Here is a 22,395-nt window from a genome sequence, read left to right as displayed (position 1 = left end):
AAATCAATGGATAGAACATCATGAATTTACACGAGTACCAAGCGAAACAGCTGTTTCTGCGCTATGGCCTACCAGCACCTACAGGCTTTGCCTGTTCCACCCCGCGTGAAGCGGAAGAGGCTGCATCGAAAATCGGTGCCGGTCCGTGGGTAGTAAAATGCCAGGTACACGCAGGCGGCCGTGGTAAAGCGGGTGGCGTAAAAGTGGTTAAAAGCAAAGAAGAGATCCGCGCTTTTGCTGAACACTGGCTGGGTAAACGTCTGGTGACCTATCAGACTGACGCACAGGGCCAACCGGTTCACCAGATCTTGGTTGAAGCCGCGACCGACATTGATAAAGAACTGTATCTCGGCGCTGTAGTTGACCGCAGCTCACGTCGCGTTGTATTTATGGCATCAACTGAGGGCGGCGTGGAAATCGAGAAAGTGGCAGAAGAAACGCCACACCTGATCCACAAAGTTGCGCTTGATCCATTGGCTGGTCCACAGCCTTATCAGGGCCGTGAGCTGGCGTTTAAACTGGGTCTGAGCGGCAAGCAAGTTGCGCAGTTCACCAAAATTTTCATGGGTCTGGCTAATATTTTCCTGGAGCGCGACCTGGCGCTTATCGAAATTAACCCGCTGGTGGTGACCAAAGAAGGCGACCTGATCTGCCTCGATGGCAAACTGGGTGCCGACGGCAACGCATTGTTCCGTCAACCAGAACTGCGCGAAATGCGCGACCACAGCCAGGAAGACGCCCGTGAGTCTCAGGCTGCACAGTGGGAACTGAACTACGTTGCGCTTGATGGCAACATCGGCTGCATGGTTAACGGCGCGGGCCTGGCAATGGGCACCATGGACATCGTTAAACTGCACGGCGGCGAACCGGCTAACTTCCTGGACGTTGGCGGTGGCGCAACCAAAGAGCGCGTGACCGAAGCCTTCAAAATCATTCTGTCTGATGACAAAGTGAAAGCGGTATTCGTTAACATCTTCGGCGGTATCGTTCGCTGTGACCTGATTGCCGACGGCATCATTGGCGCAGTCGCTGAAGTGGGCGTCAGCGTACCCGTTGTGGTGCGTCTTGAAGGGAATAATGCTGAACTGGGTGCCAAAAAACTGGCAGACAGCGGTTTGAACATCATTGCAGCGACCAGTCTGACTGACGGCGCAGAGCAAGTTGTTGCTGCAGTGGAGGGTAAATAATGTCGATTTTAATCAATAAGAACACCAAAGTTATCTGCCAGGGCTTTACCGGTAGCCAAGGGACTTTCCACTCCGAGCAGGCGATTGCCTACGGAACCAAAATGGTTGGCGGCGTAACGCCAGGCAAAGGCGGCACCGAGCACCTTGGCCTGCCAGTGTTCAATACTGTTCGTGAAGCCGTTGAAACGACCGGTGCTACGGCATCTGTCATCTACGTGCCCGCTCCATTCTGTAAAGACTCTATCCTTGAAGCTATTGATGCGGGTATCAAGCTCATCATCTGTATCACCGAAGGTATTCCAACGCTGGACATGCTGGTAGTGAAATTGAAGCTTGAGCAAAGCGACGCGCGCATGATTGGCCCTAACTGTCCGGGCGTTATCACCCCAGGCGAATGTAAAATCGGCATCATGCCGGGCCACATTCACCAGCCAGGCAAAGTGGGCATCGTTTCCCGCTCCGGTACGTTGACCTATGAAGCGGTTAAGCAGACGACCGATATCGGTTTTGGTCAGTCAAGCTGCGTCGGTATCGGCGGCGACCCGATCCCGGGTTCAAACTTCATCGATATCCTGAAACTGTTCCAGGAAGATCCGCAAACTGAAGTGATCGTGATGATCGGTGAGATCGGCGGTAACGCAGAAGAAGAAGCGGCTGCCTATATCAAAGATCACGTCACCAAGCCGGTTGTCGGTTATATCGCTGGCGTGACTGCGCCTAAAGGCAAACGTATGGGCCATGCTGGCGCCATCATTGCCGGTGGTAAAGGGACAGCAGACGACAAATTTGCCGCGCTTGAAGCTGCGGGTGTTAAAACCGTTCGCAGCCTGGCTGAAATCGGCAACGCAGTTAAATCTGTACTGCCACAGTAAGTCATAATAAACAATATCAATGCCGCCTGATTAGGCGGCATTTTTTTTGCCTATCATTTAAATAATTTCATCTTGAATAATTAATTTTAATAAAATTAATCGGCTATTATTCTTTTTGATATTTACAATTAATTGATTGGTTTTTTGATCTAGATCAACGTTTTTATTTTTTACTAAAAATAAAAAATAAACAGCGTTTTTTAAGAATTAAATTTAAAACCTATAAATTACATGTTTTTAACATAGGTAATTAAACCCCAGAACATATAATAACTTTATTAACATGTGTTGATTTTATTCGTTAAATTTTATCTTATTTGGCTGGAAATAATATTCCTAAAGGCTTAAATTGCCCTAGATCAATCGGCTGCATAGTTGAGGGAAATGATAAGAATTGATCTGCATTCTAAAAATAAGTCATGGCGCACAAAAGACCTATTTATTGTAGGGGGATAGTGGCGTAATATTGCCGAGTGCAAGAAACAATATTTCTTTAAAGATGCGGTGAGGCCACAGCTTACACGCGCTCTACTTTACTCTTTTAACTCAAACCGTTGCCCGCAGGGGTTACTGGCCTGAGCGCTGCCTGTTTTTTTCTCATCAGTGCAGCTACGCTTTATCCTAAGGGTTAGTTAATTTAAAAATTCATTAAATCGTAAAGTGAGCAAATAAAGGAATTAAGTATTAAAGAAATAGAGCATTTTTGATAACAGCACGTTAAATACTGGAAATCGTGAGGCGTATTTAAGTTTGTACGTCACAGAGTCGCAATTTGAAGTCTTCCTCTGAGGAGCTAGGGGCTAAGATGTTTGATATCGTTGAGCTGTCGCGTTTGCAGTTTGCTTTAACGGCCATGTACCATTTTCTTTTTGTTCCATTAACGCTGGGTATGGCGTTTTTGTTGGCAATTATGGAAACGGTATATGTTCTTTCCGGCAAACAAATCTATAAGGACATGACCAAATTCTGGGGCAAGTTATTTGCAGTTAACTTTGCGCTGGGGGTGGCCACTGGCTTGACCATGGAGTTCCAGTTCGGAACCAACTGGTCATATTTCTCACACTACGTCGGGGACATATTTGGCGCACCGCTTGCCATTGAGGGTCTGATGGCGTTCTTCCTCGAGTCGACGCTGGTAGGGTTATTCTTCTTCGGCTGGGATCGTTTATCCAAAGTCCAGCACATGACGGTAACCTGGTTCGTTGCGCTTGGTTCGAACCTCTCCGCGCTGTGGATACTGGTCGCTAACGGCTGGATGCAAAATCCGATAGCCTCCGAGTTCAACTATGAAACGATGCGCATGGAGATGGTCAGTTTCTCCGAGCTGGTGTTCAACCCGGTAGCGCAGGTGAAATTCGTACACACCGTGGCGGCAGGTTATGTGACCGGTGCCATGTTCGTTTTAGCCATCAGCTCATACTATCTGCTCAAGGGGCGTGATACTGCTTTTGCCAAGCGCTCGTTTGCCATTGCAGCCAGCTTCGGTCTAGCCGCTACGCTTTCCGTGATTGTTCTCGGCGACGAATCCGGCTACGAGATGGGTGACGTGCAGAAAACCAAGCTCGCCGCCATTGAAGCCGAGTGGGAAACACAGCCTGCACCAGCCAACTTTACGCTGATCGGTCTGCCAAATCAGGACAAAATGGAGAACCAATACTCCATCCAAATCCCATACCTGCTTGGCCTGATAGCTACACGCTCCGTCGACAAGCCGGTAACTGGCCTCAAAGAGCTGATGGCGCAGCATGAAGTGCGGATCAGAAACGGTATTAAAGCCTACACGCTGCTTGAAGAACTGCGCTCGGGGAATACTAATCCCGAAGTGCGCAGCGATTTTGAGAAAACCAAAGTTGACCTTGGCTATGGCATGTTGTTGAAACGCTATACCGAGAAGGTCTCCGACGCGAGCGAAGCGCAAATTCAGCAGGCGACCAAGGATTCGATTCCACGCGTTCTGCCGCTGTACTTTGCTTTTCGCATCATGGTGGCCTGTGGCTTCCTTATTCTGCTGATTATCGGTCTGTCATTCTTTACTGTTTTGCGGGGACAGATTGGCAAGCGTCGATGGCTGCATCGCGCGGCGCTCTATGGTTTGCCTCTGCCGTGGATTGCAGTAGAAGCGGGGTGGTTTGTCGCCGAGTATGGTCGTCAGCCTTGGGCAATCGGCGAGATTTTACCTACTGCGGTGGCAAACTCCTCGTTAACCACTGGCGACGTGCTTACCTCAATGATCCTTATCTGCGGGCTGTATACGCTGTTCCTGGTGGCTGAAATGTTCCTGATGTTCAAGTTCGCACGACTGGGACCGAGCAGCCTGAAAACCGGCCGTTATCATTTTGAACAGCCTGCCGCCTCTATTGAGCAAGCACAGTAAAGGAGAGAACCCTTATGTTCGACTATGAAGTATTAAGGTTTATCTGGTGGGCGCTGATAGGTGTGCTGTTTATCGGCTTTGCGGTCACCGACGGGTTCGACATGGGTGTCGGCATTCTGGTTCGGATTATCGGTAAAACCGATACCGAGCGTCGGATAATGATTAACTCGATTGCTCCCCATTGGGACGGTAATCAGGTTTGGCTCATTACCGCAGGCGGCGCGCTGTTTGCCGCCTGGCCGATGGTCTATGCGGCGGCGTTTTCCGGCTTTTATGCGGCGATGATCCTGGTGCTTTGCGCGCTGTTCTTCCGTCCGCTGGGCTTTGACTACCGCGCTAAAGTTGATGACAGACGCTGGCGTAACATGTGGGACTGGGGCATTTTTATCGGTAGCTTTGTTCCCGCTCTGGTATTTGGCGTCGCGTTCGGCAACCTGCTATTGGGCGTGCCGTTCCACATTGATGAATATCTGCGTCTTTATTACACCGGCAATCTATTGCAGTTGCTCAACCCGTTTGGCCTGCTTGCCGGTATCGTCAGTCTGACTATGCTGATAACGCAGGGCGCGACCTATTTGCAGATGCGAACTACCGGTGAACTCCATCTTCGCACCCGTGCTGCCTCGCAAATTTCGGCGCTGGTGATGATGGTGTGTTTCCTGGTGGCCGGCATCTGGCTGGTTAAGGGGATCGACGGCTACGTAATCACTTCGGTAATCAACACCGCTGCCGAATCAAATCCGCTGCGTAAAACGGTGGCGCATGAGGCGGGTGCCTGGTTGCTTAACTATAATCGCATGCCGATTCTGTGGGCTATCCCGGCGTTGGGCGTAGCTTTACCTTTATTTACCATTCTGCTTTCTCGGTTCAATAAAGGTGCATGGGCATTCCTGACCTCATCATTAACTATTGCCTGTGTCATTCTCACTGCTGGCGTAACAATGTTCCCGTTTGTTATGCCGTCGAGCACCATGCCGAGCATGAGTCTGACCATGTGGGACGCAACGTCTAGCCCGTTAACGTTGAAAGTGATGACTGTCGTAGCCTGCATTTTTGTACCGATCATCCTTCTTTATACCAGTTGGGCGTACTACAAGATGTTTGGTCGTCTGGATAAAAACTACATCGAAAACAACAAGCATTCGTTGTATTAACTTCAACGGCAACAGGAGCCTGAAACTATGTGGTATTTTGCCTGGATTCTCGGAACACTTCTTGCCTGCTCGTTTGGGATAATTACCGCCTTGGCGTTTGAGCACAGCGAAGAAAGCAAAGCAGCAAAAGAGAACAAATAAAATACATACGGCGGAGCTATTTCCCGCCGCGATCGTAAGGGGTCCTTAATGGACCCCTTGTTTCAAGTGGGTCACCCACAGAGCGAAATTGGGTAAGTAAAAACCTTTCTTTTATTTACATGATTTACAAAGCACTGACACTCTCATTTCATTGGCACATCATGGCCGATAATTATTTTCATTCCAGCTCAGCAACCCATTCCCAAGCTGAAATCAGTTGCGTATAGTAGGGCCGTCAAATTGCAATACGGGATGTAGAGTGAGTAATTCGTTGTTCCGATGGCCTGTCCGTGTCTATTACGAAGACACCGATGCAGGTGGTGTGGTTTATCACGCCCGTTACGTCGCCTTTTTTGAAAGGGCTCGCACAGAGATGTTGCGCCAACGCAACTTTCACCAGCATCAGTTGCTGGAAGACCATGTCGCTTTTGCAGTTCGCCGTATGACGGTTGACTATCTGGCACCGGCACGCCTTGACGATTTGCTGGACGTCCAGAGTGAAATAACCGAAATTCGGGGAGCTTCACTTACCTTTGCACAACGAATTCTTGATTCGCATGGAAACCTTCTGTGTAGTGCAGATGTGTTAATTGCATGCATCGATCCACATCAAATGAAGCCACGAGCGCTTCCTAAGTCTATTGTCGCGGAGTTTAAGCAGTGACTGACATGAACATTTTTGATTTATTTTTAAAGGCCAGCATCCTGGTTAAGCTGATCATGCTTATCCTGATCTGTTTTTCCATTGCCTCTTGGGCCATCATCATTCAGCGCACCAAAGTGTTGAATGCGGCAACCCGTGAAGCCGAAGCATTTGAAGATAAATTCTGGTCCGGTATTGAGCTTTCTCGTTTATATCAGGAAAGCCAGGGCCGTCGTGACACCTTGAGCGGTGCCGAACAGATTTTCCACTCTGGTTTTAAAGAGTTTGCCCGTTTGCATCGTGCAAACAGCCATGCCCCAGAGTCGGTCATTGAAGGCTCATCGCGCGCGATGCGCATCTCTTTCAATCGTGAACTTGAGTCACTTGAAACCCATATTCCTTTCCTTGGCACCGTAGGTTCAATCAGCCCGTACATCGGTCTGTTCGGTACCGTTTGGGGTATCATGCACGCGTTTATCGGCTTAGGTTCAGTTAAACAGGCTACGCTGCAAATGGTTGCCCCAGGTATTGCCGAGGCACTGATCGCCACCGCTATCGGTTTGTTCGCCGCAATTCCTGCCGTTATGGCTTATAACCGCCTGAATCAGCGCGTTAATAAACTCGAACAAAATTACGATAACTTCATGGAAGAGTTCACGGCTATCCTGCACCGTCAGGCTTTCTCTCGCGAAAGCAGTAATTAAGGGAGGAAAGCATGGCTCGAGTACGAGGTCGTCATCGTCGCGAACTGAAGTCTGAGATCAACATCGTCCCACTGCTTGACGTTCTGTTGGTGCTGCTGCTTATCTTTATGGCAACGGCGCCCATCATTACTCAGAGTGTTGAAGTGGACCTGCCAGACGCGACAGACTCTAAAACTGTGTCCACTGACGATAACCCGCCGGTTATCGTCGAAGTGTCTGGCGTAGGCCAATACACCATTGTTATTGACCATCAAAGAATGGAACAACTGCCGGAGCAGCAGGTTATTGCGGAAGCAACAAAACGCATACAGGCTAATCCGAAGACTGTTTTCCTGATCGGTGGAGCAAAAGAAGTGCCCTATGACGAGATCATAAAGGCGCTCAACTTGCTGCATCAGGCTGGTGTGAAATCTGTCGGTTTGATGACACAACCAATCTGATCCAAGGCTGATGGGTGACATTTATTTTAAACCTGGCCGGTGTACGTTAATAAAGAACGTGTGCTGACCGGGCTTTAGCAATCCTGTGTTGGGAAATCTATTTTGGTAAAGGCAACTGCAACTGAACAAAACGATAAGCTCAAACGCGCCGTTATTGTTTCGGTCGTTCTGCATATCATATTGATAGCCCTGTTGGTCTGGAGCTCTCTCGAAGAGGACACCAGCATGAGCGGCGGCGGTGGCGGTACGGATATTTCAGCCGTAATGGTCGATTCCGGTGCCGTGGTTGATCAATATAACCGTGAGCAACAGCAGCAGGCTGACGCTAATCGTGCGCAGCAATCGCACCAGAAAAAATCTGAGCAGCAGGCTGAAGAGTTGCAACAGAAGCAGGCTGAACAACAGCAGCAACTGAAAGAGCTTGAAAAAGAACGTTTAGCAGCCCAGCAGGCGGCACAGCAGCAGAAGGCCGATCAGGCTAAAGAAGCTGCCGAATCCGCGAAGCAGGCTGCGCAGGAACAAAAACAGGCTGCTGCAGCGCAGGCAAAACAGGCCGCAGAGCAGCAGAAGCAGGCTGCCGCCGAACAGGCGAAAGAAGCGGCAGAAGATGCCAAGCAGGCCGCTGCTGACGCTAAGGCTGCTGCAGTAAAAGAACAGCAAAAGCAGGCAGCCGATGCTGCCGCGAAAGCCAAGGCCGAAGCCGATAAAGTTGCTAAAGCTCAGGCTGATGCACAGAAAAAAGCCGAAAGTGAGGCCAAGAAACAGGCCGAAGCTGACGCAGCAGCAGCGGCCAGTGCCAAGAAACAGGCTCAGGCTGACGCGAAAAAACAGGCAGACGCCGAAGCTAAAAAAGCGGCGGCTGATGCAGAGAAGAAAGCCGCGGCTGAAGAAGCTAAACAGGCTGCTGCTGATGCGAAAGCTGCGGCTGCCAAAGAAGCTGCCGAAGCGAAAGCTACAGCCGCCAAAGAGGCCGCTGCCGAGAAGGCTGCCGCCGCTAAGGAAGCTGCTGCCGAGAAGGCCGCTGCGGCCAAGTCTGCTGCGGATGCCAAGAAGAAAGCCGCGGCGGCTGCAGCGAAAGAGTCTTCAGATGTTAACGATCTGTTTGGTGGTTTAGCATCGTCTAAAAACGCGCCGAAGGGCGGCGGTGGAGCACCGGCAGGGAAGGGTAATACCAAAAAGGCGGGTGCATCTGGTGCGGATATCGACAGTTATAGCAATAAGATTCAGGCTGCTATTCAAAGCCGTTTCTATGATTATCAGTCATACATCGGCAAGACCTGTAATCTGAATATCAAGCTAGCCGCAAACGGGACGCTTTTGGATATTCAATCTGAGGGGGGCGATCCAGCACTGTGTCAGGCAGCAATTGCTGCTGCAAGGCAGGCTAAATTCCCAGCCCCGCCTTCGCAGGCTGTTTATGAAGTATTCAAAAGTGCAGGGCTAGACTTTAAGCCTCGATAAGAGGCTTAGGTAACAAGGTGTAGAGTCAGCAGTCGAAAATATTTTTCTTTAAGATATTTACGATGGCTTATCTGGTGTTTATGTAGTTTTGTGTGCATTGGTTTGTTAAAATTCTGCTAATTTATCGCGGAAAGAATAAGCCGGTCAGACCTCATGGCCCGCAGGCGTCAGAGCCGTATAAAACAGCGGCAAACCGTGCATTCCCAACATGGAAATAGGGGAGTTTATGCTCGGTTGTTCTGCTGTTTATGACGATGTTTCGCGGGGCGTAAGATTTCTTTCGGGCTCAGAGTCCAGATAAGGGAGATACAATGAAACAGGCAATTCGAGTAGCATTCGGCCTATTAATGATGTTGGCGACGGCCGCGCAGGCGGAAGTTCGCATCCAGATCACGCAAGGTGTTGACAGTGCACGTCCTATCGCAGTGGTGCCTTTCAAGTGGGCGGGTCCGGGGACTCCTCCGCAGGATATCGGCAGCATTGTTTCTGCTGACCTGCGTAATAGCGGTAAATTCAACCCGATTGACAGTGCGCGTATGCCACAGCAACCCACCACAGCAGCTGAAGTCACGCCTGCTGCCTGGAGCGCGTTGGGTATTAACGACGTCGTCGTAGGACAAATTCAGCCTGGCGGTGACGGCAGCTATCTGGTTTCTTACCAGTTGGTCGACACCTCTGGTGCATCTGGTACGGTTATTTCTCAAAACCAATACAAAATCACCAAGGAATGGCTGCGCTATGCAGGCCACACCGCGAGTGATGAAGTATTCCAGAAACTGACCGGAATAAAAGGGGCTTTCCGCACCCGTATCGCGTACGTCGTGCAGACCAACGGTGGAAAATTCCCGTATGAACTGCGCGTAGCGGACTATGACGGCTACAATCAATTTGTCGTGCATCGTTCGCCTGAGCCATTGATGTCACCGGCCTGGTCTCCAGACGGCAGCAAACTGGCTTATGTTACTTTTGAAAGCGGACGTTCTGCACTGGTTGTACAGACGTTAGCTAACGGTGCAGTGAGACAAATTGCCGACTTCCCGCGTCACAACGGTGCACCGGCATTTTCTCCAGACGGTACAAAACTGGCGATGGCCCTGTCTAAATCAGGCAGCCTGAACCTGTATGTAATGAATTTATCATCTGGCCAAATCAGCCAGGTTACTGACGGACGCAGCAACAGCACTGAGCCAACCTGGTACCCAGACAGTCAAAATCTGGCGTTTACCTCGGATCAGGGCGGTCGTCCTCAGGTGTATAAAGTAAATATTAATGGCGGTGCGCCACAGCGTCTGACGTGGGAAGGTTCTCAGAACCAAGACTCAGATGTTAGCTCCGATGGAAAATTCCTTGTAATGGTTAGCTCCGCAAACGGCAGCCAACACATCGCCAAACAAGATCTGGAAACGGGAGCCGTTCAAGTATTAACGGACACGTTCCTGGATGAAACGCCTAGTATCGCGCCGAATGGCACCATGATTATTTACAGCTCCTCACAGGGACTGGGTAAGGTGTTGCAGTTGGTTTCGACTGATGGGCGTTTCAAAGCGCGTCTTCCGGCTACCGATGGACAGGTCTCATTTCCTGCCTGGTCGCCGTACCTGTGATGCATGTTTAGATATGTATGGCAAATTATAAAAAGGATTATCGGAATGCAACTTAATAAAGTGCTGAAAGGCCTGCTGCTGGCTCTGCCAGTTATGGCAATCGCTGCTTGTAGTTCACACAAAACCGCAGACAACGGCCAAGCTGGTTACGGCGCTGGCACGGGTACCGGTACTGAAAACGGCAATATGTCTTCAGAAGAACAAGCTCGTCAGCAGATGCAAGAACTGCAGAAGAACAACATCGTTTACTTCGGTCTGGACAAGTACGATGTTTCTTCTGATTACGCTCAGATGCTGGATGCACACGCTGCATTCCTGCGTAGCAACCCGTCTTACAAAGTGACTGTTGAAGGTAACGCCGACGAACGTGGCACACCTGAATACAACATCGCATTGGGCGAGCGTCGTGCTACTGCAGTTAAAATGTACCTGCAAGGCAAAGGCGTTTCTGCTGACCAAATCTCTATCGTTTCTTACGGTAAAGAAAAACCAGCTGTACTGGGTCATGACGAAGCGGCTTACGCTAAAAACCGTCGTGCCGTACTGGTATACTAAGAGAATCGCATGAGCAGTAACTTCAGACATCACCTGTTGAGTCTGTCGTTATTGGTTGGCGTAGCGGCCCCCTGGGCCGCTACTGCCTCGGCGCCAATCAGTAATGTCGGCTCTGGCTCGATAGAAGATCGAGTCACCACTCTTGAGCGTATCTCCAACGGTCAAGGTCAGCTATTAAACCAACTCCAACAGCAAGTCTCTGACAACCAGAGCGATATTGCGAATCTTCGTGGTCAGATACAAGACAACCAATATCAGCTGAAACAGATTACCGATCGTCAAAACCAGATCCTTCAGCAGATAGCATCAATGCAAAGCTCAGGTGGCGCTCCTGCGGCCGCAGCGGGCTCTTCTGCCGGTGCAGCAAGTGCTGACACAGGATCTGACTCGGCGCCTGCCAGCAGCGCGCCAGCGAGCTCAGGTAATCCTGATACCGACTACAATGCTGCCGTTTCGCTAGCACTGGAAAAGAAACAGTTCGATCAGGCTATTTCTGCTTTCCAGGCTTTCATCAAGCAGTATCCAGATTCGACTTACCAGCCTAATGCCAATTACTGGTTAGGCCAGTTGTATTACAACAAGGGTAAGAAAGATGATGCGGCATATTATTATGCTGTCGTGGTCAAAAACTATCCGAAGTCACCGAAAAGCCCAGATGCAATGTACAAGGTCGGGATCATCATGCAGGAAAAAGGCCAGAGCGATAAAGCAAAAGCCGTGTTCCAGCAGGTGGTTAAACTCTACCCGAACAGTGAATCTGCCAAGCAGGCTCAAAAACGTTTGTCTTCAAAATAGTGCGTCATTCAGGCCCGAAAAATAACCATATCGACTATTTTTCGGGCTCGAATGTATGAAGAACAAGCAGTCAGTCGCTTATCTCGAAATTAGGGTTGCGCTGTCGAGATAAATCAGTAATATATGCCGCCGTTGCCCAGACAAACTGAAACAAGTTATTCAGGCAAGCGAATTAAGCAGATTTAGTGGGTCGTTAGCTCAGTTGGTAGAGCAGTTGACTTTTAATCAATTGGTCGCAGGTTCGAATCCCGCACGACCCACCACTGTTTAATAAGTAGTAAAGTGTTAAGTTGTAAGCAGTAAACAGTGGGCCGTTAGCTCAGTTGGTAGAGCAGTTGACTTTTAATCAATTGGTCGCAGGTTCGAATCCCGCACGGCCCACCACTGTTTAGTAACAAGTAAAATTTTAATCCGTAAGGGTTGAGAACCTGCAACAGGTTCGAGCCGAGCGAAGCGAGACGACAACGCGTTAGCGTTGCCCGTAGGGCGAGTCCAAACGACGAGTCAATCCCGCACGGCCCACCACTGTTTAGTATGCAGAACGTTTAAGTAAGAAATGAAGAAGTAGAAGAGGGCCGTTAGCTCAGTTGGTAGAGCAGTTGACTTTTAATCAATTGGTCGCAGGTTCGAATCCCGCACGGCCCACCACTTCTAAGAAAAAAGCGCCTAACGGCGTTTTTTGCGTTTTAGGATTAGCTAAATTATTTGGCATCTTAAAACTGGCATATTCCGCGAAGAGTGTGGGTGAGAAGCTGCGTTCAGGTTCGAGCCGAGCGAAGCGAGACGACAACGCGTTAGCGTTGCCCGCAGGGTGAGGCCGGAGGCCGAATCAATCCCGCACGGCCCACCACTTCTAAGAAAAAAGCGCCTAACGGCGTTTTTTGCGTTTTAGGATTAGCTAAATTATTTGGCATGTTAAAACTGGCATATTCCGCGAAGAGTGTGGGTGAGAAGCTGCGTTCAGGTTCGAGCCGAGCGAAGCGAGACGACAACGCGTTAGCGTTGCCCGCAGGGTGAGGCCGGAGGCCGAATCAATCCCGCACGGCCCACCACTTCTAAGAAAAAAGCGCCTAACGGCGTTTTTTGCGTTTTAGGGTTCTGTGAATCCACTCATCTTCGCGTCCACGAGTAAACCCCTCCTGCATCACCCTTCTCGCAAGCAACGCAGAACGCGTCCCTGGGGGAAGTTGATTGATACAGCGCAATAGTTTGTTAAATTTTAAGCCGCTTAAACAAAATTCGTTAGCAGCACAAAATTACAGCGACTTTTTTACTGCTTCAGAGTATTTTGTTTAGCATATAAAACAAATGGGCCGTCAAAGGCTCGATTCGCTTCCTTGCCGGATTGTTGACGGCTGACTGAGATGATGAGTAATGAGTGAGACTCTAGACCTGAATGCGGCGGTTTACCCTTTCCCTCCAAAACCGGCACCCTTGAACGACGATGAGAAATCCTTTTATAAAGAAAAAATTAAAAGGTTACTTAAACAACGGGACGCGGTAATGGTGGCTCATTACTACACCGATCCGGAAATTCAGGCGCTGGCCGAGGAAACCGGAGGCTGTGTGGCTGACTCGTTGGAGATGGCCCGTTTCGGCAGTCAGCATAAGGCCTCGACGCTGCTGGTCGCCGGTGTGCGCTTTATGGGCGAAACATCCAAAATCCTCAGTCCTGAGAAAACTGTGCTGATGCCCACGCTGCACGCCGAGTGTTCCCTGGATTTGGGCTGCCCTGAACAGGCTTTCTCTGATTTCTGTGACAGCCATCCCGACAGAACGGTGGTGGTGTACGCCAATACCTCAGCGGCAGTCAAAGCGCGGGCCGATTGGGTGGTCACCTCAAGTATTGCGGTCGAACTGATTGAACATCTTGATAGTCTGGGTGAAAAAATCATCTGGGCACCAGACAGACACCTCGGGAATTATGTGCGCAAGCAGACGGGGGCCGACATTCTGTGCTGGCAAGGTGCCTGTATCGTCCATGACGAGTTTAAAACCCAGGCCCTAGCCCGCATGAAGGCATTGTACCCGGAGGCAGCTGTACTGGTGCACCCAGAGTCTCCTCAGGCCATTGTTGATATGGCCGACGCCGTCGGTTCTACCAGTCAGCTGATTCAGGCTGCAAAAACCTTGCCAAACCAGAAGCTGATTGTTGCCACCGATCGCGGTATTTTTTACAAGATGCAGCAGGCCTGTCCGGATAAAGAGCTGTTTGCGGCACCTACAGCGGGAGAAGGGGCGAGCTGTCGCACCTGCGCGCACTGTCCGTGGATGGCGATGAATGGCCTAAAGGCGATAGCCGAAGGATTGGAGCAGGGGGGAAGTCAGCACGCGATAAAAGTGGACGAGGCTCTGAGGGTGAAGTCGTTGATCCCACTGAACCGTATGTTGGATTTTGCCGCACAGCTTAAACTGCGGTTGCAGGGTAACGCATAAATAAAGGGCCAGCTTCCTCGCCGGCCCTGTTGCTTTTGCCCGTTAGTGTTGATGGTCATGCCCGTGATGATGATGACCATGCCCCGAGGCCGCCGAACTGGCGGCTACCTCGCTGATAGTGCAGTCCGGCATGTCGCACACGCCATATTCCATCTGAATAGTCGCATGGCCGATATTATACTTTTCGGAAAGATGATGTTGGATCCTTTCCAGCAATGCATCGTGATCGTGTGGCGGAATAACCTGCGTGTGCAGTGTCATCAAACGCTGTTCCCCAATCTGCCAGACGTGGACGTGATGCACATTACGCACCTCAGGGATGGCCAGGCATAAATCCTTGCGCAGTTTGTCGATGTCAATTTCCTGCGGCGTACCCTCAAGCAGCTCATGAAAACTCTCGCGCAGCAGGCCCCAGGCATTGCGCAGCACCAGACATGAAACCAGCACCGATAAAATCGGGTCGATGGGCGTCCAGCCTGTATTCATGATAATTAGCGCTGCCACCACGGCACCCACGGAACCCAGCAGATCACCCATCACGTGCAGTGCCGCTGCTCTGACATTAATATTCTCTTTTTCTTCCCCCTGATGCAGGAGCCAAAAGGCCAGCAGATTGGCAAACAGACCGGCAATCGCAATCGCCAGCATGGTACCGCCGAGCACCGGCTCCGGAGTCATAAAGCGCTGCACTGCCTCCCAGAGAATAAGTATGACGATAAGCAACAGGGCCGAGGCATTGACAAACGCGGCCATGGTGGTCAGGCGCAAATAGCCAAACGTATGTCGGGAGTTGGGTTTGCGACGAGCAAAACGCACGGCCAGCAGCGCCATGAGCAGTGCGGCCGCGTCTGTCAGCATATGCCCCGCATCCGCAAGCAGAGCAAGGGAGCCGGAGATCAGTCCGCCAATGACTTCAATCACCATAAAGACAACGGTGACTAAAAAGGCCAGCAGTAAACGACGGCTGTTTCTATCCTCAGGTAATAAAGACTGCACTGACATGTTTTTCCCTATTTATGTAAAACTAATTATTGATAACAAAAAGCTTATGCAGCAACTCATGCACTAGATTGATGACTCTATTATAGGCCTGCTGCGATAACTTGCCTTGCTGGCATTGTTCAATCAGCTGTTGGCACTGCTGCGCCTGTTTCTCGTCGCCAAGGATAAGCAGGCTGCCTTTCAGTCGATGCGCGGCTTTGGCGATATCGGGCAAATCATCGGCCCCATATGCGTCCGTCAGCCTCTGCTGATCCTGTCGCAGCGTTAGCAGCAATGTATCGCGCAGGCGTTTAACCAATGCAGGGCTGTGATTGCCCCACGCCTGAAGCCGGTTTTCCAGCGCTGAGAGTTCTCGCCGTTGTGCACTGCGGACTTTATTTAAAAGGGTTTGGATAGCCGCGAGTGCTACTGGTTTGGTCAGAAAATCCTCGACGCCAAGATGATGCATCGGCAGGCGGGTAAACTCCTGCACGTCGGCCGAGCAGAGAATAATATGGCAGGGCGCACGCCCAAGTTGACGCTCCCGACGTCGAATAATGCGGCTCAGCTGAACACCGTCGGGGCGCGGCATATTGTAGTCGATAAACAGCACGTCAAACGGCTGCTCAGTGCATGCCTGAAGGAATGACTTACCGCTGTCGAATGTGGTCGCAACAACGCCACTGCTCAACAACTGGCGCTCCATCAGCAGAAGATTAGTTGGGTGATCGTCGATAACTGCCACGCGCAGCGGGTAGATGTCGTACGCTTGAGCTACCGGTACTGTCTCAGGCGTTGCAAGCTCGAGTTTATCCAGCGTAAGCGCCGCCGCAGGTAGGGTGACAGAAACGTGAGTACCTACTCCGAGGGTCGAGCTCAGGCTAATGCGGCCAAACATCTTCTCGGTTATCTCTTTGCAGACGGATAATCCCAGACCGCTGCCCTGAACCGAAATGCGCTGTGCGCCCGCGGCTCGATAAAAAGGTTCGAACAGTCTCTCGCGTTCATCCTCGGCAATTCCGCAGCCGGTATCGATAATGTCGAGCTGCAACTCTCCGCTTCCCACCTCGGTTTCTCGCCAACTCAGGGTGATACTTATCTCGCCTGCGGCAGTAAATTTAATGGCGTTGCCGACCAAATTATTGATTATCTGCATAAGACGATCGATATCGATCACCATAACCTCGGGCAGAGGCCCATTGCGGTGCAGTACGAACGCAATGGGTCGCTGTCCAATCAGCGGTTTAAACAGTTTACCCAGTTGGTGAAGCCACGGCTCTACGATCAGCGGTTTAGGGTTAAACGTCAGCGTACCCGTTTCAAGGCGCGCATAGTCCTGAAGATCGTTAAGCAGGTTCATTAGCGAAGAGGCTGAGCTGTAAACCAGAGGGATATTTTCCCCCAGTGCTGATGAGTCTTTCATCTCAAGCTCCAGCAGACCAAGAATGGCGTGCATCGGCGTACGTAGCTCATGACTGATGGTGGCCAAAAAACGGCTTTTCGACTGGTTGGCTTCTTCTGCCTGAATACGTGCCAATTCCAGCCGCTGGCGCTCCTGCTTATCTTTACGCTGCAGATAAAAGCGACGCACCAGCAGCAGCAGGAGTACGACGACGACCGCCGCCAGCAGGCCAAGGAGCCAGGTCATTTGCGGCTGCATGCGGTTATCGTTAACGGCGTCAATCACATTCTTCCGGTCGCTCACCCACTCATCGCGCAGCGTTTGCAGAGTCTGTGCCGGAATTTGTTGCAAACTTTTATCCAGAATACTCAGCAACAGCGGTGCGTCTTTGGGCACGCCGAAAGCAATCGGGTAGGAGATGTTGTTGGCGGCAAAGGCCAACTTTAGCACGCCCGAGTAGCGCGAAAGAGCGGTGAAGTTAGCGGTCACTATATTATCAACCAACGCATCTATCTGACCATTGGCCAGTGCGTCATACAGTGATTTACTGTCGCTAAATACTTGCACTTTCTGGGTCGGTGGAATAATTGACAACGACAGATCGCCGCGCAGCGCACCCATTCGCTTGCCGTTCAGCGCCTGCCAGGTCGAGATATTCCCGGCATCCTCGGCAACATACACGCCCCACAGTGAGCGGTGGTAGGGCATGCTGCTCTCATATTGTTCTCTGACCTGCTCATACAGGGGCAATACCGCGCGAAATGCCGCTTTGTCCGTGGCGACGTCGAGGTCGGATTGTTGCGCATTGTCAGACCACACAGGGGCAAACTTTAAACCGCTGTTTTGTGAAATGATATTCAGGATATCAACCACATAGCCATGAGGTTGCCCGTCGAGTCCGCGATAGACAAACGGATAGTCATTCTGCGTAGCGGCGTAATGCACCAAAGGATTCTGCTTTACCCAGTCAGCCTCCATCGGCGTTAATGAGGCATTTCCCGCGTCAAGATAGGTAGGGATCGGCTTATTCCAACGTCCCTGCAGTTGGTTCATTACCTCCATCGGCGTGCCGCTGATCGTCTGATTCAGCAATGTTAATAGGGCAGGACGTTGGCCGTTGAACACAAACGACAGGTTGCCAAAGCTGAGCGCGGTAGTCTCAACCTGATAAATCTGCCCCAGTTGCAGTTGGTCGATAATGAAACTGGCGCTGGCTTCATCGGCAATCATGTAGTCACTTTTGCCGTTCAGCAGCGAGTAAATGGCCTGCAGATTGTTGTCAAAGGAGGTAATGTTTGCCGTAAGTTTTCGAATGCGATCGTAGGCCTGCATGCCGGTCATTTTACTGATGGCAATTTCAGAACCCTGTGAATTCACCATAATTTGGCGTGCATTCTGACGGCTACGCAACACGCGAAGTGGGCTGATATAGTAAGGCTTGCTGGCCCAAACGCCCTTGGGCTGCTGATTTTGCGGCAGGCCGAAGATAAGATCTATCTGCTGCATTTTTAGTGCCTGCTGCAAAGCCTGAGGACTCTCGTAGCCGCTTAGCAAAAAATGAATGCCGGTAACCTGCTCGACGTAGTTGAGATAGTCAGCATTGAGGCCGTAATAGTCGCTGCCGATTAGAATATTGTAAGGACTGGTGTTATCACTGAGTATGCCGATTCGCAGCGTTTTTCCCCGCCAGGGATTTTGCAAGCCGTTAAGCAACAGTTCGGTCGGCAGGGTAAGATTACTGACCAGGTGATAAGCCGGCGGGGGGGAAGCGTAACAGAAAGGCACTGTCCAGAAGGCAATGATAATAATAAGCAGCTTAAGGAATTTCATCCGTTCTGCATTTCTTTATAAACGGCGGCTAATTCAAATAAATTATTGGCACCGGTTTTACGTAATATATTTTTCTTGTGCGTGCTGACCGTTTTATTACTTATATTTAACATGCTGGCAATTTGCAGATTGGAATGTCCTTGGGCTAATAGGCCTATTATTTGCAACTCTTTCAGCGTTAATGATGAGGTTGATTCTTCCCCCTCTGTTTCTGCGTCGTACTCCAGCCACTCAGGAAAGAAGTGCTCTCCTTGACTCAGGGCATCAAAAGCCTCAACCAGCACCGCCATCGGCTGTCCCTTATTGATAAAGCCGCTGGCACCGCCCGCCATCGCCAGCCGCGCATACACCTCTTCCTCCTGTGCGGTATAAATCAGTACCGCCTGAGCCGGGTAATGGCGAAGTATACGTTTCAGCAGCTGCAGGCCGTCAACCTCCGGCAGACCAATATCGAGTACGACCAACTGATAGGCATTTGACGCCAGTCTGGACATCGCCAACTGGTCGTCGTCGACGCTATCGAGCACCCAGTCGCTGCCCGAGCGCTGTAGCGCCGCCTCGATAGCAACTTCAACAAGAGGATGGTCATCGACTAGCAGTAACCTTGGCATGGGGCGCTCACAAAGATAAGGAGCTTTAGAATAGCTCAACCTTGAAGGGTTGAAAACGTTAATGGAAAGCGCATGGCGGCCAGTTTCGAGGCAAAAAAACGGGGAGCCGTAGCTCCCCGTTGCTTTAAACTTACAGCGTTAAGCGACCTTAATTACCCGTTGCCTTGGACTGCTTGGTGCCCGGAGTCTGGTTTGGGCAGCGGCCGTCTTTACACATCGTTATTTTATGATCCGCATTTTTGCTGGTTTTTTTGTGCATTTGGGTGGTTTTTTTATGATGCTTTTCTTGCGCTGTGTTGGTGTTAGAGGTGTTGATCTTGTTATTATCTACACCGTTAGGCGCAAGTTTTTGAACCGATCCCGGGCCGCCCGTCTGATTGGCGTTACCGTTATTGGAACCCGCGTCAGTACCTTCTGCAAATACAGCGCCACTGCTTAAGGCTAAACCAGCGGCAAGAAGTAACGTTGCGAACTTTTTCATAACCCATTCTCCATTTCCGGTTTGTCGTAGAAATCCACTCTGTATTTAGAATGATCGTACTCTGTAAATATTCTTGTCTTGTCGTGTAAAGCCTAGTTGATGATTAGAACCTCGCAATGAGATAAATGCCCATTAATGACTCAAAGTCGATTTACAGCCGTTCGCAATGCGGCTAGATTGGTCGCGTTCAGAATTTAGATCAGACCTTTTTTGAAATACCCAATGGAATAGTTATGAATTATCAAAACGACGATTTACGTATCAAAGAAATTAAGGAACTTTTGCCGCCGGTTGCCTTGTTGGAAAAATTTCCGGCAACAGACAAGGCCGCAAAAACGGTTTCCCAGGCGCGCAATGCTATCCATAAGATATTGAAGGGTAATGACGATCGTCTGTTGGTGGTAATTGGTCCCTGTTCTATTCACGACCCCAAGGCGGCCAAAGAGTATGCAGCCCGTCTGCTGACCCTGCGTGACGAGTTGCGCGGCGAGCTTGAAGTGGTTATGCGCGTTTATTTTGAAAAGCCGCGTACTACCGTGGGTTGGAAAGGGTTGATTAACGATCCGCAGATGAACAACAGTTTTCAGATTAATGACGGCCTGAGAATTGCGCGTAAATTGTTGCTGGATATTAATGACATTGGTTTACCGGCGGCGGGCGAGTTCCTCGACATGATAACGCCACAGTATCTGGCCGACCTGATGAGCTGGGGCGCAATTGGCGCGCGCACCACGGAGTCTCAGGTTCACCGCGAGCTGGCATCTGGCCTGTCGTGCCCTGTCGGTTTCAAAAACGGGACTGACGGCACTATCAAAGTGGCTATCGACGCTATCAATGCGGCGGGCGCTCCCCACTGTTTCCTGTCAGTGACCAAATGGGGCCATTCGGCTATCGTGAATACCGCGGGCAACAGCGATTGCCACATCATTTTGCGCGGCGGCAAAAAGCCAAACTACAGCGCTGAAGATGTGAAAGAAGTGAAAGATGGCCTGAAGAAGGGCGGTCTGCCGGCACAAATCATGATCGACTTCAGCCACGCTAACAGCAGCAAGCAGTTTCAAAAGCAGATGGAAGTCTGTGAGGACGTTTGCGCACAGTTGGCCAACGGCGAGCAGGCGATTATGGGCGTGATGGTTGAAAGCAACCTGATTGAAGGCAATCAGAGCCTGGACACCGGTGAACCTTTGGTTTACGGACAAAGTGTGACTGATGCCTGCATCGGCTGGGAAGATACGGAAACCCTGCTGCGTAATCTGGCGAATTCAGTGAAACAGCGTCGCGGTTAACGTTTATTAATCAACATATTACCGCCAATAAAAAAGAACGCCGAGGCGTTCTTTTTTTTCGTCTTCAGTAGAGAACTGAATTACTTGGCTTTACCCTGATTAGCAACCGCAGCCGCTTTGGCAGCGATTTCTTCAGCGTTGCCCAGGTAGTAATGCTTGATAGGTTTGAAGTTTTCATCAAACTCATAAACCAGCGGAACACCGGTAGGGATGTTCAGCTCAAGGATTTCGTCTTCACTGAGGTCATCAAGGTATTTAACCAGTGCACGCAGTGAGTTACCGTGCGCAGCAACGATGACGCGCTCGCCGCTTTCAAGGCGTGGTTTGATAACGTCAGTCCAGTAAGGAATAACGCGCTCAATGGTCAGGGCCAGGCTTTCAGTCGTTGGCAGTTCTTCAGGGCGCAGTTTCGCATAACGCGGGTCATGGCCTGGGAAGCGCTCGTCAGTTTTTTCAAGCTCTGGAGGCGTAACGCGGAAGCCGCGGCGCCACTGTTTAACCTGCTCGTCACCGTATTTGGCCGCGGTTTCAGCTTTGTCGAGACCCTGCAACGCACCGTAGTGACGTTCGTTCAGTTTCCAGGACTTTTCAACCGGCAGCCACGGCTGGTCTAATTCGTCCAGAACACTCCAAAGAGTGTGGATGGCACGTTTCAGTACAGACGTGTAAGCGAAATCAAACTGGAAGCCTTCATCTTTAAGCAGTTGACCTGCCTGTTTTGCTTCAGTACGACCTTTGTCGGAAAGATCAACATCATGCCAACCCGTGAAACGGTTTTCTTGGTTCCATTGACTTTCGCCGTGTCTTACAAGAACCAGCTTGGTTACAGCCATAGCTAAACTCCTCAATTTACTGAAATTCAAATGACAACTGAGTTCATTATATGGCCTCAGCCCCCGTTCCGGCAATCTTTAAACGAAACGCGCAGCCTGACGGGCAGGCTGCGCGTTAATGGGAGTTTGCTTCACTACTAATTACGCAGCTTTTTTCAAACATGTGCTCATAAAGGTTTTACGAGCATCACCTTTCAGATCTTTTTTCGCAGCATCCGCGTTACAGGACTTCATTTTATTCTGCTGTGGCGTCATAGATTTGGTTTCGGCTTTCAGGCAATGACTCATGAAAGTCTTGCGCTCATCTCCTTTGAGACTTTGCGTCGTAGCCTGTTGATTACAGTCGGTCATTTTCTGACGCTGTGCTGTCTGTGCCGCAGAGGCTTGCTTCACAGCTTCAGCGGCCAGTGCATTACCCCCAACAAAAAGCGTTGCTAATAAAGACAACAAAATTGGTAAACGCATAGCTCATTCCTTTTTAAGACGTCCTGCTCACCAGGACACTCTGTAAGCGTAGATGGATCGATTCGTTTTGGCTGAGTAAATATCCACCCAGAGAGGATAGATATCACATTTTTCGCTAAATGATCGACTCGCGCTGCGCT

At 50.4% G+C, this 22,395-nt stretch carries 20 protein-coding genes, 3 tRNA genes and 3 other RNA genes; 20 read left to right on the top strand and 6 right to left on the bottom strand.

All coding sequences use genetic code 11. The features are described 5' to 3' along the window. Positions 1-20 precede the first annotated feature (20 nt). From sucC to nadA, 19 genes are all read left to right on the top strand, one after another. Positions 21-1,187 carry an ADP-forming succinate--CoA ligase subunit beta gene (gene sucC, locus GA565_RS19055; RefSeq protein WP_152200104.1) on the top strand — a complete coding sequence of 389 codons (1,167 nt, stop codon included), beginning with the start codon at positions 21-23 and terminating at the stop codon, positions 1,185-1,187. Further along, entirely contained in the window at positions 1,187-2,059 is an 873-nt protein-coding gene (gene sucD / locus GA565_RS19050; protein WP_055777325.1) for a succinate--CoA ligase subunit alpha, read from the top strand. The genes sucC and sucD overlap by 1 nt, the downstream gene beginning before the upstream one ends. An 805-nt stretch (positions 2,060-2,864) precedes the next feature. Beyond that, positions 2,865-4,433, top strand: coding sequence for a cytochrome ubiquinol oxidase subunit I (gene cydA, locus GA565_RS19045; protein ID WP_152200102.1), 1,569 nt, complete (start codon positions 2,865-2,867; stop codon positions 4,431-4,433). 14 nt (positions 4,434-4,447) lie between these two features. Then, positions 4,448-5,587, top strand: coding sequence for a cytochrome d ubiquinol oxidase subunit II (gene cydB / locus GA565_RS19040; RefSeq protein ID WP_152200100.1), 1,140 nt, complete (start codon positions 4,448-4,450; stop codon positions 5,585-5,587). Between the two features lie 27 nt (positions 5,588-5,614). After that, a complete protein-coding gene (gene cydX, locus GA565_RS19035) occupies positions 5,615-5,728 on the top strand; it encodes a cytochrome bd-I oxidase subunit CydX (protein WP_055777339.1) in 114 nt (37 codons plus the stop codon). Between the two features lie 259 nt (positions 5,729-5,987). Further along, complete coding sequence (ybgC, locus tag GA565_RS19030) at positions 5,988-6,392, top strand: tol-pal system-associated acyl-CoA thioesterase (RefSeq protein WP_055777341.1); 405 nt, start codon at positions 5,988-5,990, stop codon at positions 6,390-6,392. Beyond that, positions 6,389-7,075, top strand: coding sequence for a Tol-Pal system protein TolQ (tolQ, locus tag GA565_RS19025; RefSeq protein WP_055777344.1), 687 nt, complete (start codon positions 6,389-6,391; stop codon positions 7,073-7,075). Before ybgC ends, tolQ begins: the two co-directional genes overlap by 4 nt. An 11-nt stretch (positions 7,076-7,086) precedes the next feature. Further along, positions 7,087-7,515, top strand: coding sequence for a colicin uptake protein TolR (gene tolR, locus GA565_RS19020; RefSeq protein WP_055777347.1), 429 nt, complete (start codon positions 7,087-7,089; stop codon positions 7,513-7,515). 102 nt (positions 7,516-7,617) lie between these two features. Beyond that, entirely contained in the window at positions 7,618-8,976 is a 1,359-nt protein-coding gene (tolA, locus tag GA565_RS19015) for a cell envelope integrity protein TolA (protein ID WP_152200099.1), read from the top strand. A 311-nt stretch (positions 8,977-9,287) separates the two neighbouring features. Further along, positions 9,288-10,580 carry a Tol-Pal system beta propeller repeat protein TolB gene (gene tolB / locus GA565_RS19010; protein ID WP_152200097.1) on the top strand — a complete coding sequence of 431 codons (1,293 nt, stop codon included), beginning with the start codon at positions 9,288-9,290 and terminating at the stop codon, positions 10,578-10,580. A 45-nt stretch (positions 10,581-10,625) separates the two neighbouring features. After that, positions 10,626-11,135: a peptidoglycan-associated lipoprotein Pal gene (gene pal / locus GA565_RS19005; protein WP_055777356.1), complete on the top strand. Its 510-nt coding sequence runs from the start codon at positions 10,626-10,628 to the stop codon at positions 11,133-11,135. Between the two features lie 9 nt (positions 11,136-11,144). Further along, the gene (gene cpoB / locus GA565_RS19000) at positions 11,145-11,930 is read left to right on the top strand and encodes a cell division protein CpoB (RefSeq protein ID WP_152200095.1); all 786 of its coding nucleotides are present in this window, start codon (positions 11,145-11,147) and stop codon (positions 11,928-11,930) included. A gap of 187 nt (positions 11,931-12,117) precedes the next feature. Then, positions 12,118-12,193 (top strand) — tRNA-Lys (locus GA565_RS18995). A gap of 45 nt (positions 12,194-12,238) precedes the next feature. Then, positions 12,239-12,314 (top strand) — tRNA-Lys (locus tag GA565_RS18990). Positions 12,315-12,329: 15 nt separating this feature from the next. Further along, positions 12,330-12,455: non-coding RNA, RtT sRNA (locus GA565_RS18985), on the top strand. 47 nt (positions 12,456-12,502) lie between these two features. Beyond that, positions 12,503-12,578: transfer RNA gene (locus GA565_RS18980), tRNA-Lys, on the top strand. Positions 12,579-12,654: 76 nt separating this feature from the next. Next, a non-coding RNA gene (locus tag GA565_RS18975) (RtT sRNA) lies at positions 12,655-12,780 on the top strand. Between the two features lie 76 nt (positions 12,781-12,856). Next, positions 12,857-12,982, top strand: a non-coding RNA gene (locus GA565_RS18970) — RtT sRNA. Positions 12,983-13,304: 322 nt separating this feature from the next. Then, positions 13,305-14,366 (top strand): quinolinate synthase NadA, encoded by a 1,062-nt coding sequence (nadA, locus tag GA565_RS18965; protein ID WP_152200094.1) that lies wholly within the window; start codon positions 13,305-13,307, stop codon positions 14,364-14,366. Between the two features lie 42 nt (positions 14,367-14,408). Here nadA and zitB read toward each other — a convergent pair whose 3' ends face one another. The 4 genes from zitB to GA565_RS18945 form a co-directional block, all read right to left on the bottom strand. Next, the gene (gene zitB, locus GA565_RS18960; RefSeq protein WP_152200092.1) at positions 14,409-15,368 is read right to left on the bottom strand and encodes a CDF family zinc transporter ZitB; all 960 of its coding nucleotides are present in this window, start codon (positions 15,366-15,368) and stop codon (positions 14,409-14,411) included. A gap of 22 nt (positions 15,369-15,390) precedes the next feature. Next, on the bottom strand, positions 15,391-18,579 hold the full coding sequence (locus GA565_RS18955; protein WP_152200090.1) for a transporter substrate-binding domain-containing protein: 3,189 nt from the start codon (positions 18,577-18,579) through the stop codon (positions 15,391-15,393). Next, complete coding sequence (locus GA565_RS18950) at positions 18,576-19,190, bottom strand: response regulator transcription factor (RefSeq protein WP_152200088.1); 615 nt, start codon at positions 19,188-19,190, stop codon at positions 18,576-18,578. The genes GA565_RS18955 and GA565_RS18950 overlap by 4 nt, the downstream gene beginning before the upstream one ends. A gap of 148 nt (positions 19,191-19,338) precedes the next feature. Then, on the bottom strand, positions 19,339-19,671 hold the full coding sequence (locus tag GA565_RS18945) for a protein YbgS (protein WP_152200086.1): 333 nt from the start codon (positions 19,669-19,671) through the stop codon (positions 19,339-19,341). A 233-nt stretch (positions 19,672-19,904) separates the two neighbouring features. Here GA565_RS18945 and aroG point away from each other — a divergent pair, with 233 nt between their 5' ends. Then, a complete protein-coding gene (gene aroG, locus GA565_RS18940; protein ID WP_152200085.1) occupies positions 19,905-20,957 on the top strand; it encodes a 3-deoxy-7-phosphoheptulonate synthase AroG in 1,053 nt (350 codons plus the stop codon). Between the two features lie 80 nt (positions 20,958-21,037). Here the strand turns inward: aroG and gpmA are convergent, their stop codons facing one another. Together gpmA and GA565_RS18930 are read right to left on the bottom strand one after the other, a co-directional pair. Continuing rightward, on the bottom strand, positions 21,038-21,790 hold the full coding sequence (gene gpmA, locus GA565_RS18935; RefSeq protein WP_152200083.1) for a 2,3-diphosphoglycerate-dependent phosphoglycerate mutase: 753 nt from the start codon (positions 21,788-21,790) through the stop codon (positions 21,038-21,040). A gap of 141 nt (positions 21,791-21,931) precedes the next feature. After that, positions 21,932-22,255: a PsiF family protein gene (locus GA565_RS18930; RefSeq protein WP_152200082.1), complete on the bottom strand. Its 324-nt coding sequence runs from the start codon at positions 22,253-22,255 to the stop codon at positions 21,932-21,934. Positions 22,256-22,395 lie beyond the last annotated feature (140 nt).

The sequence above is a fragment of the Rouxiella sp. S1S-2 genome, from assembly GCF_009208105.1.
Lineage (GTDB): Bacteria > Pseudomonadota > Gammaproteobacteria > Enterobacterales > Enterobacteriaceae > Rouxiella.
Note: the sequence above shows the minus strand (reverse complement) of the source record. Positions and strands in the feature narration are given on the sequence as shown.

Coding starts and splice junctions, on each gene's coding strand:
- cpoB (WP_152200095.1), top strand. CDS start 11,145: ATGAGCAGTAACTTCAGACATCACCTGTTGAGTCTGTCGTTATTGGTT.
- zitB (WP_152200092.1), bottom strand. CDS start 15,368: ATGTCAGTGCAGTCTTTATTACCTGAGGATAGAAACAGCCGTCGTTTA.
- GA565_RS18930 (WP_152200082.1), bottom strand. CDS start 22,255: ATGCGTTTACCAATTTTGTTGTCTTTATTAGCAACGCTTTTTGTTGGG.
- cydB (WP_152200100.1), top strand. CDS start 4,448: ATGTTCGACTATGAAGTATTAAGGTTTATCTGGTGGGCGCTGATAGGT.
- aroG (WP_152200085.1), top strand. CDS start 19,905: ATGAATTATCAAAACGACGATTTACGTATCAAAGAAATTAAGGAACTT.
- GA565_RS18945 (WP_152200086.1), bottom strand. CDS start 19,671: ATGAAAAAGTTCGCAACGTTACTTCTTGCCGCTGGTTTAGCCTTAAGC.
- tolB (WP_152200097.1), top strand. CDS start 9,288: ATGAAACAGGCAATTCGAGTAGCATTCGGCCTATTAATGATGTTGGCG.
- cydX (WP_055777339.1), top strand. CDS start 5,615: ATGTGGTATTTTGCCTGGATTCTCGGAACACTTCTTGCCTGCTCGTTT.
- pal (WP_055777356.1), top strand. CDS start 10,626: ATGCAACTTAATAAAGTGCTGAAAGGCCTGCTGCTGGCTCTGCCAGTT.
- GA565_RS18955 (WP_152200090.1), bottom strand. CDS start 18,579: ATGAAATTCCTTAAGCTGCTTATTATTATCATTGCCTTCTGGACAGTG.
- gpmA (WP_152200083.1), bottom strand. CDS start 21,790: ATGGCTGTAACCAAGCTGGTTCTTGTAAGACACGGCGAAAGTCAATGG.
- tolR (WP_055777347.1), top strand. CDS start 7,087: ATGGCTCGAGTACGAGGTCGTCATCGTCGCGAACTGAAGTCTGAGATC.
- nadA (WP_152200094.1), top strand. CDS start 13,305: ATGAGTGAGACTCTAGACCTGAATGCGGCGGTTTACCCTTTCCCTCCA.
- GA565_RS18950 (WP_152200088.1), bottom strand. CDS start 19,190: ATGCCAAGGTTACTGCTAGTCGATGACCATCCTCTTGTTGAAGTTGCT.
- cydA (WP_152200102.1), top strand. CDS start 2,865: ATGTTTGATATCGTTGAGCTGTCGCGTTTGCAGTTTGCTTTAACGGCC.
- sucC (WP_152200104.1), top strand. CDS start 21: ATGAATTTACACGAGTACCAAGCGAAACAGCTGTTTCTGCGCTATGGC.
- sucD (WP_055777325.1), top strand. CDS start 1,187: ATGTCGATTTTAATCAATAAGAACACCAAAGTTATCTGCCAGGGCTTT.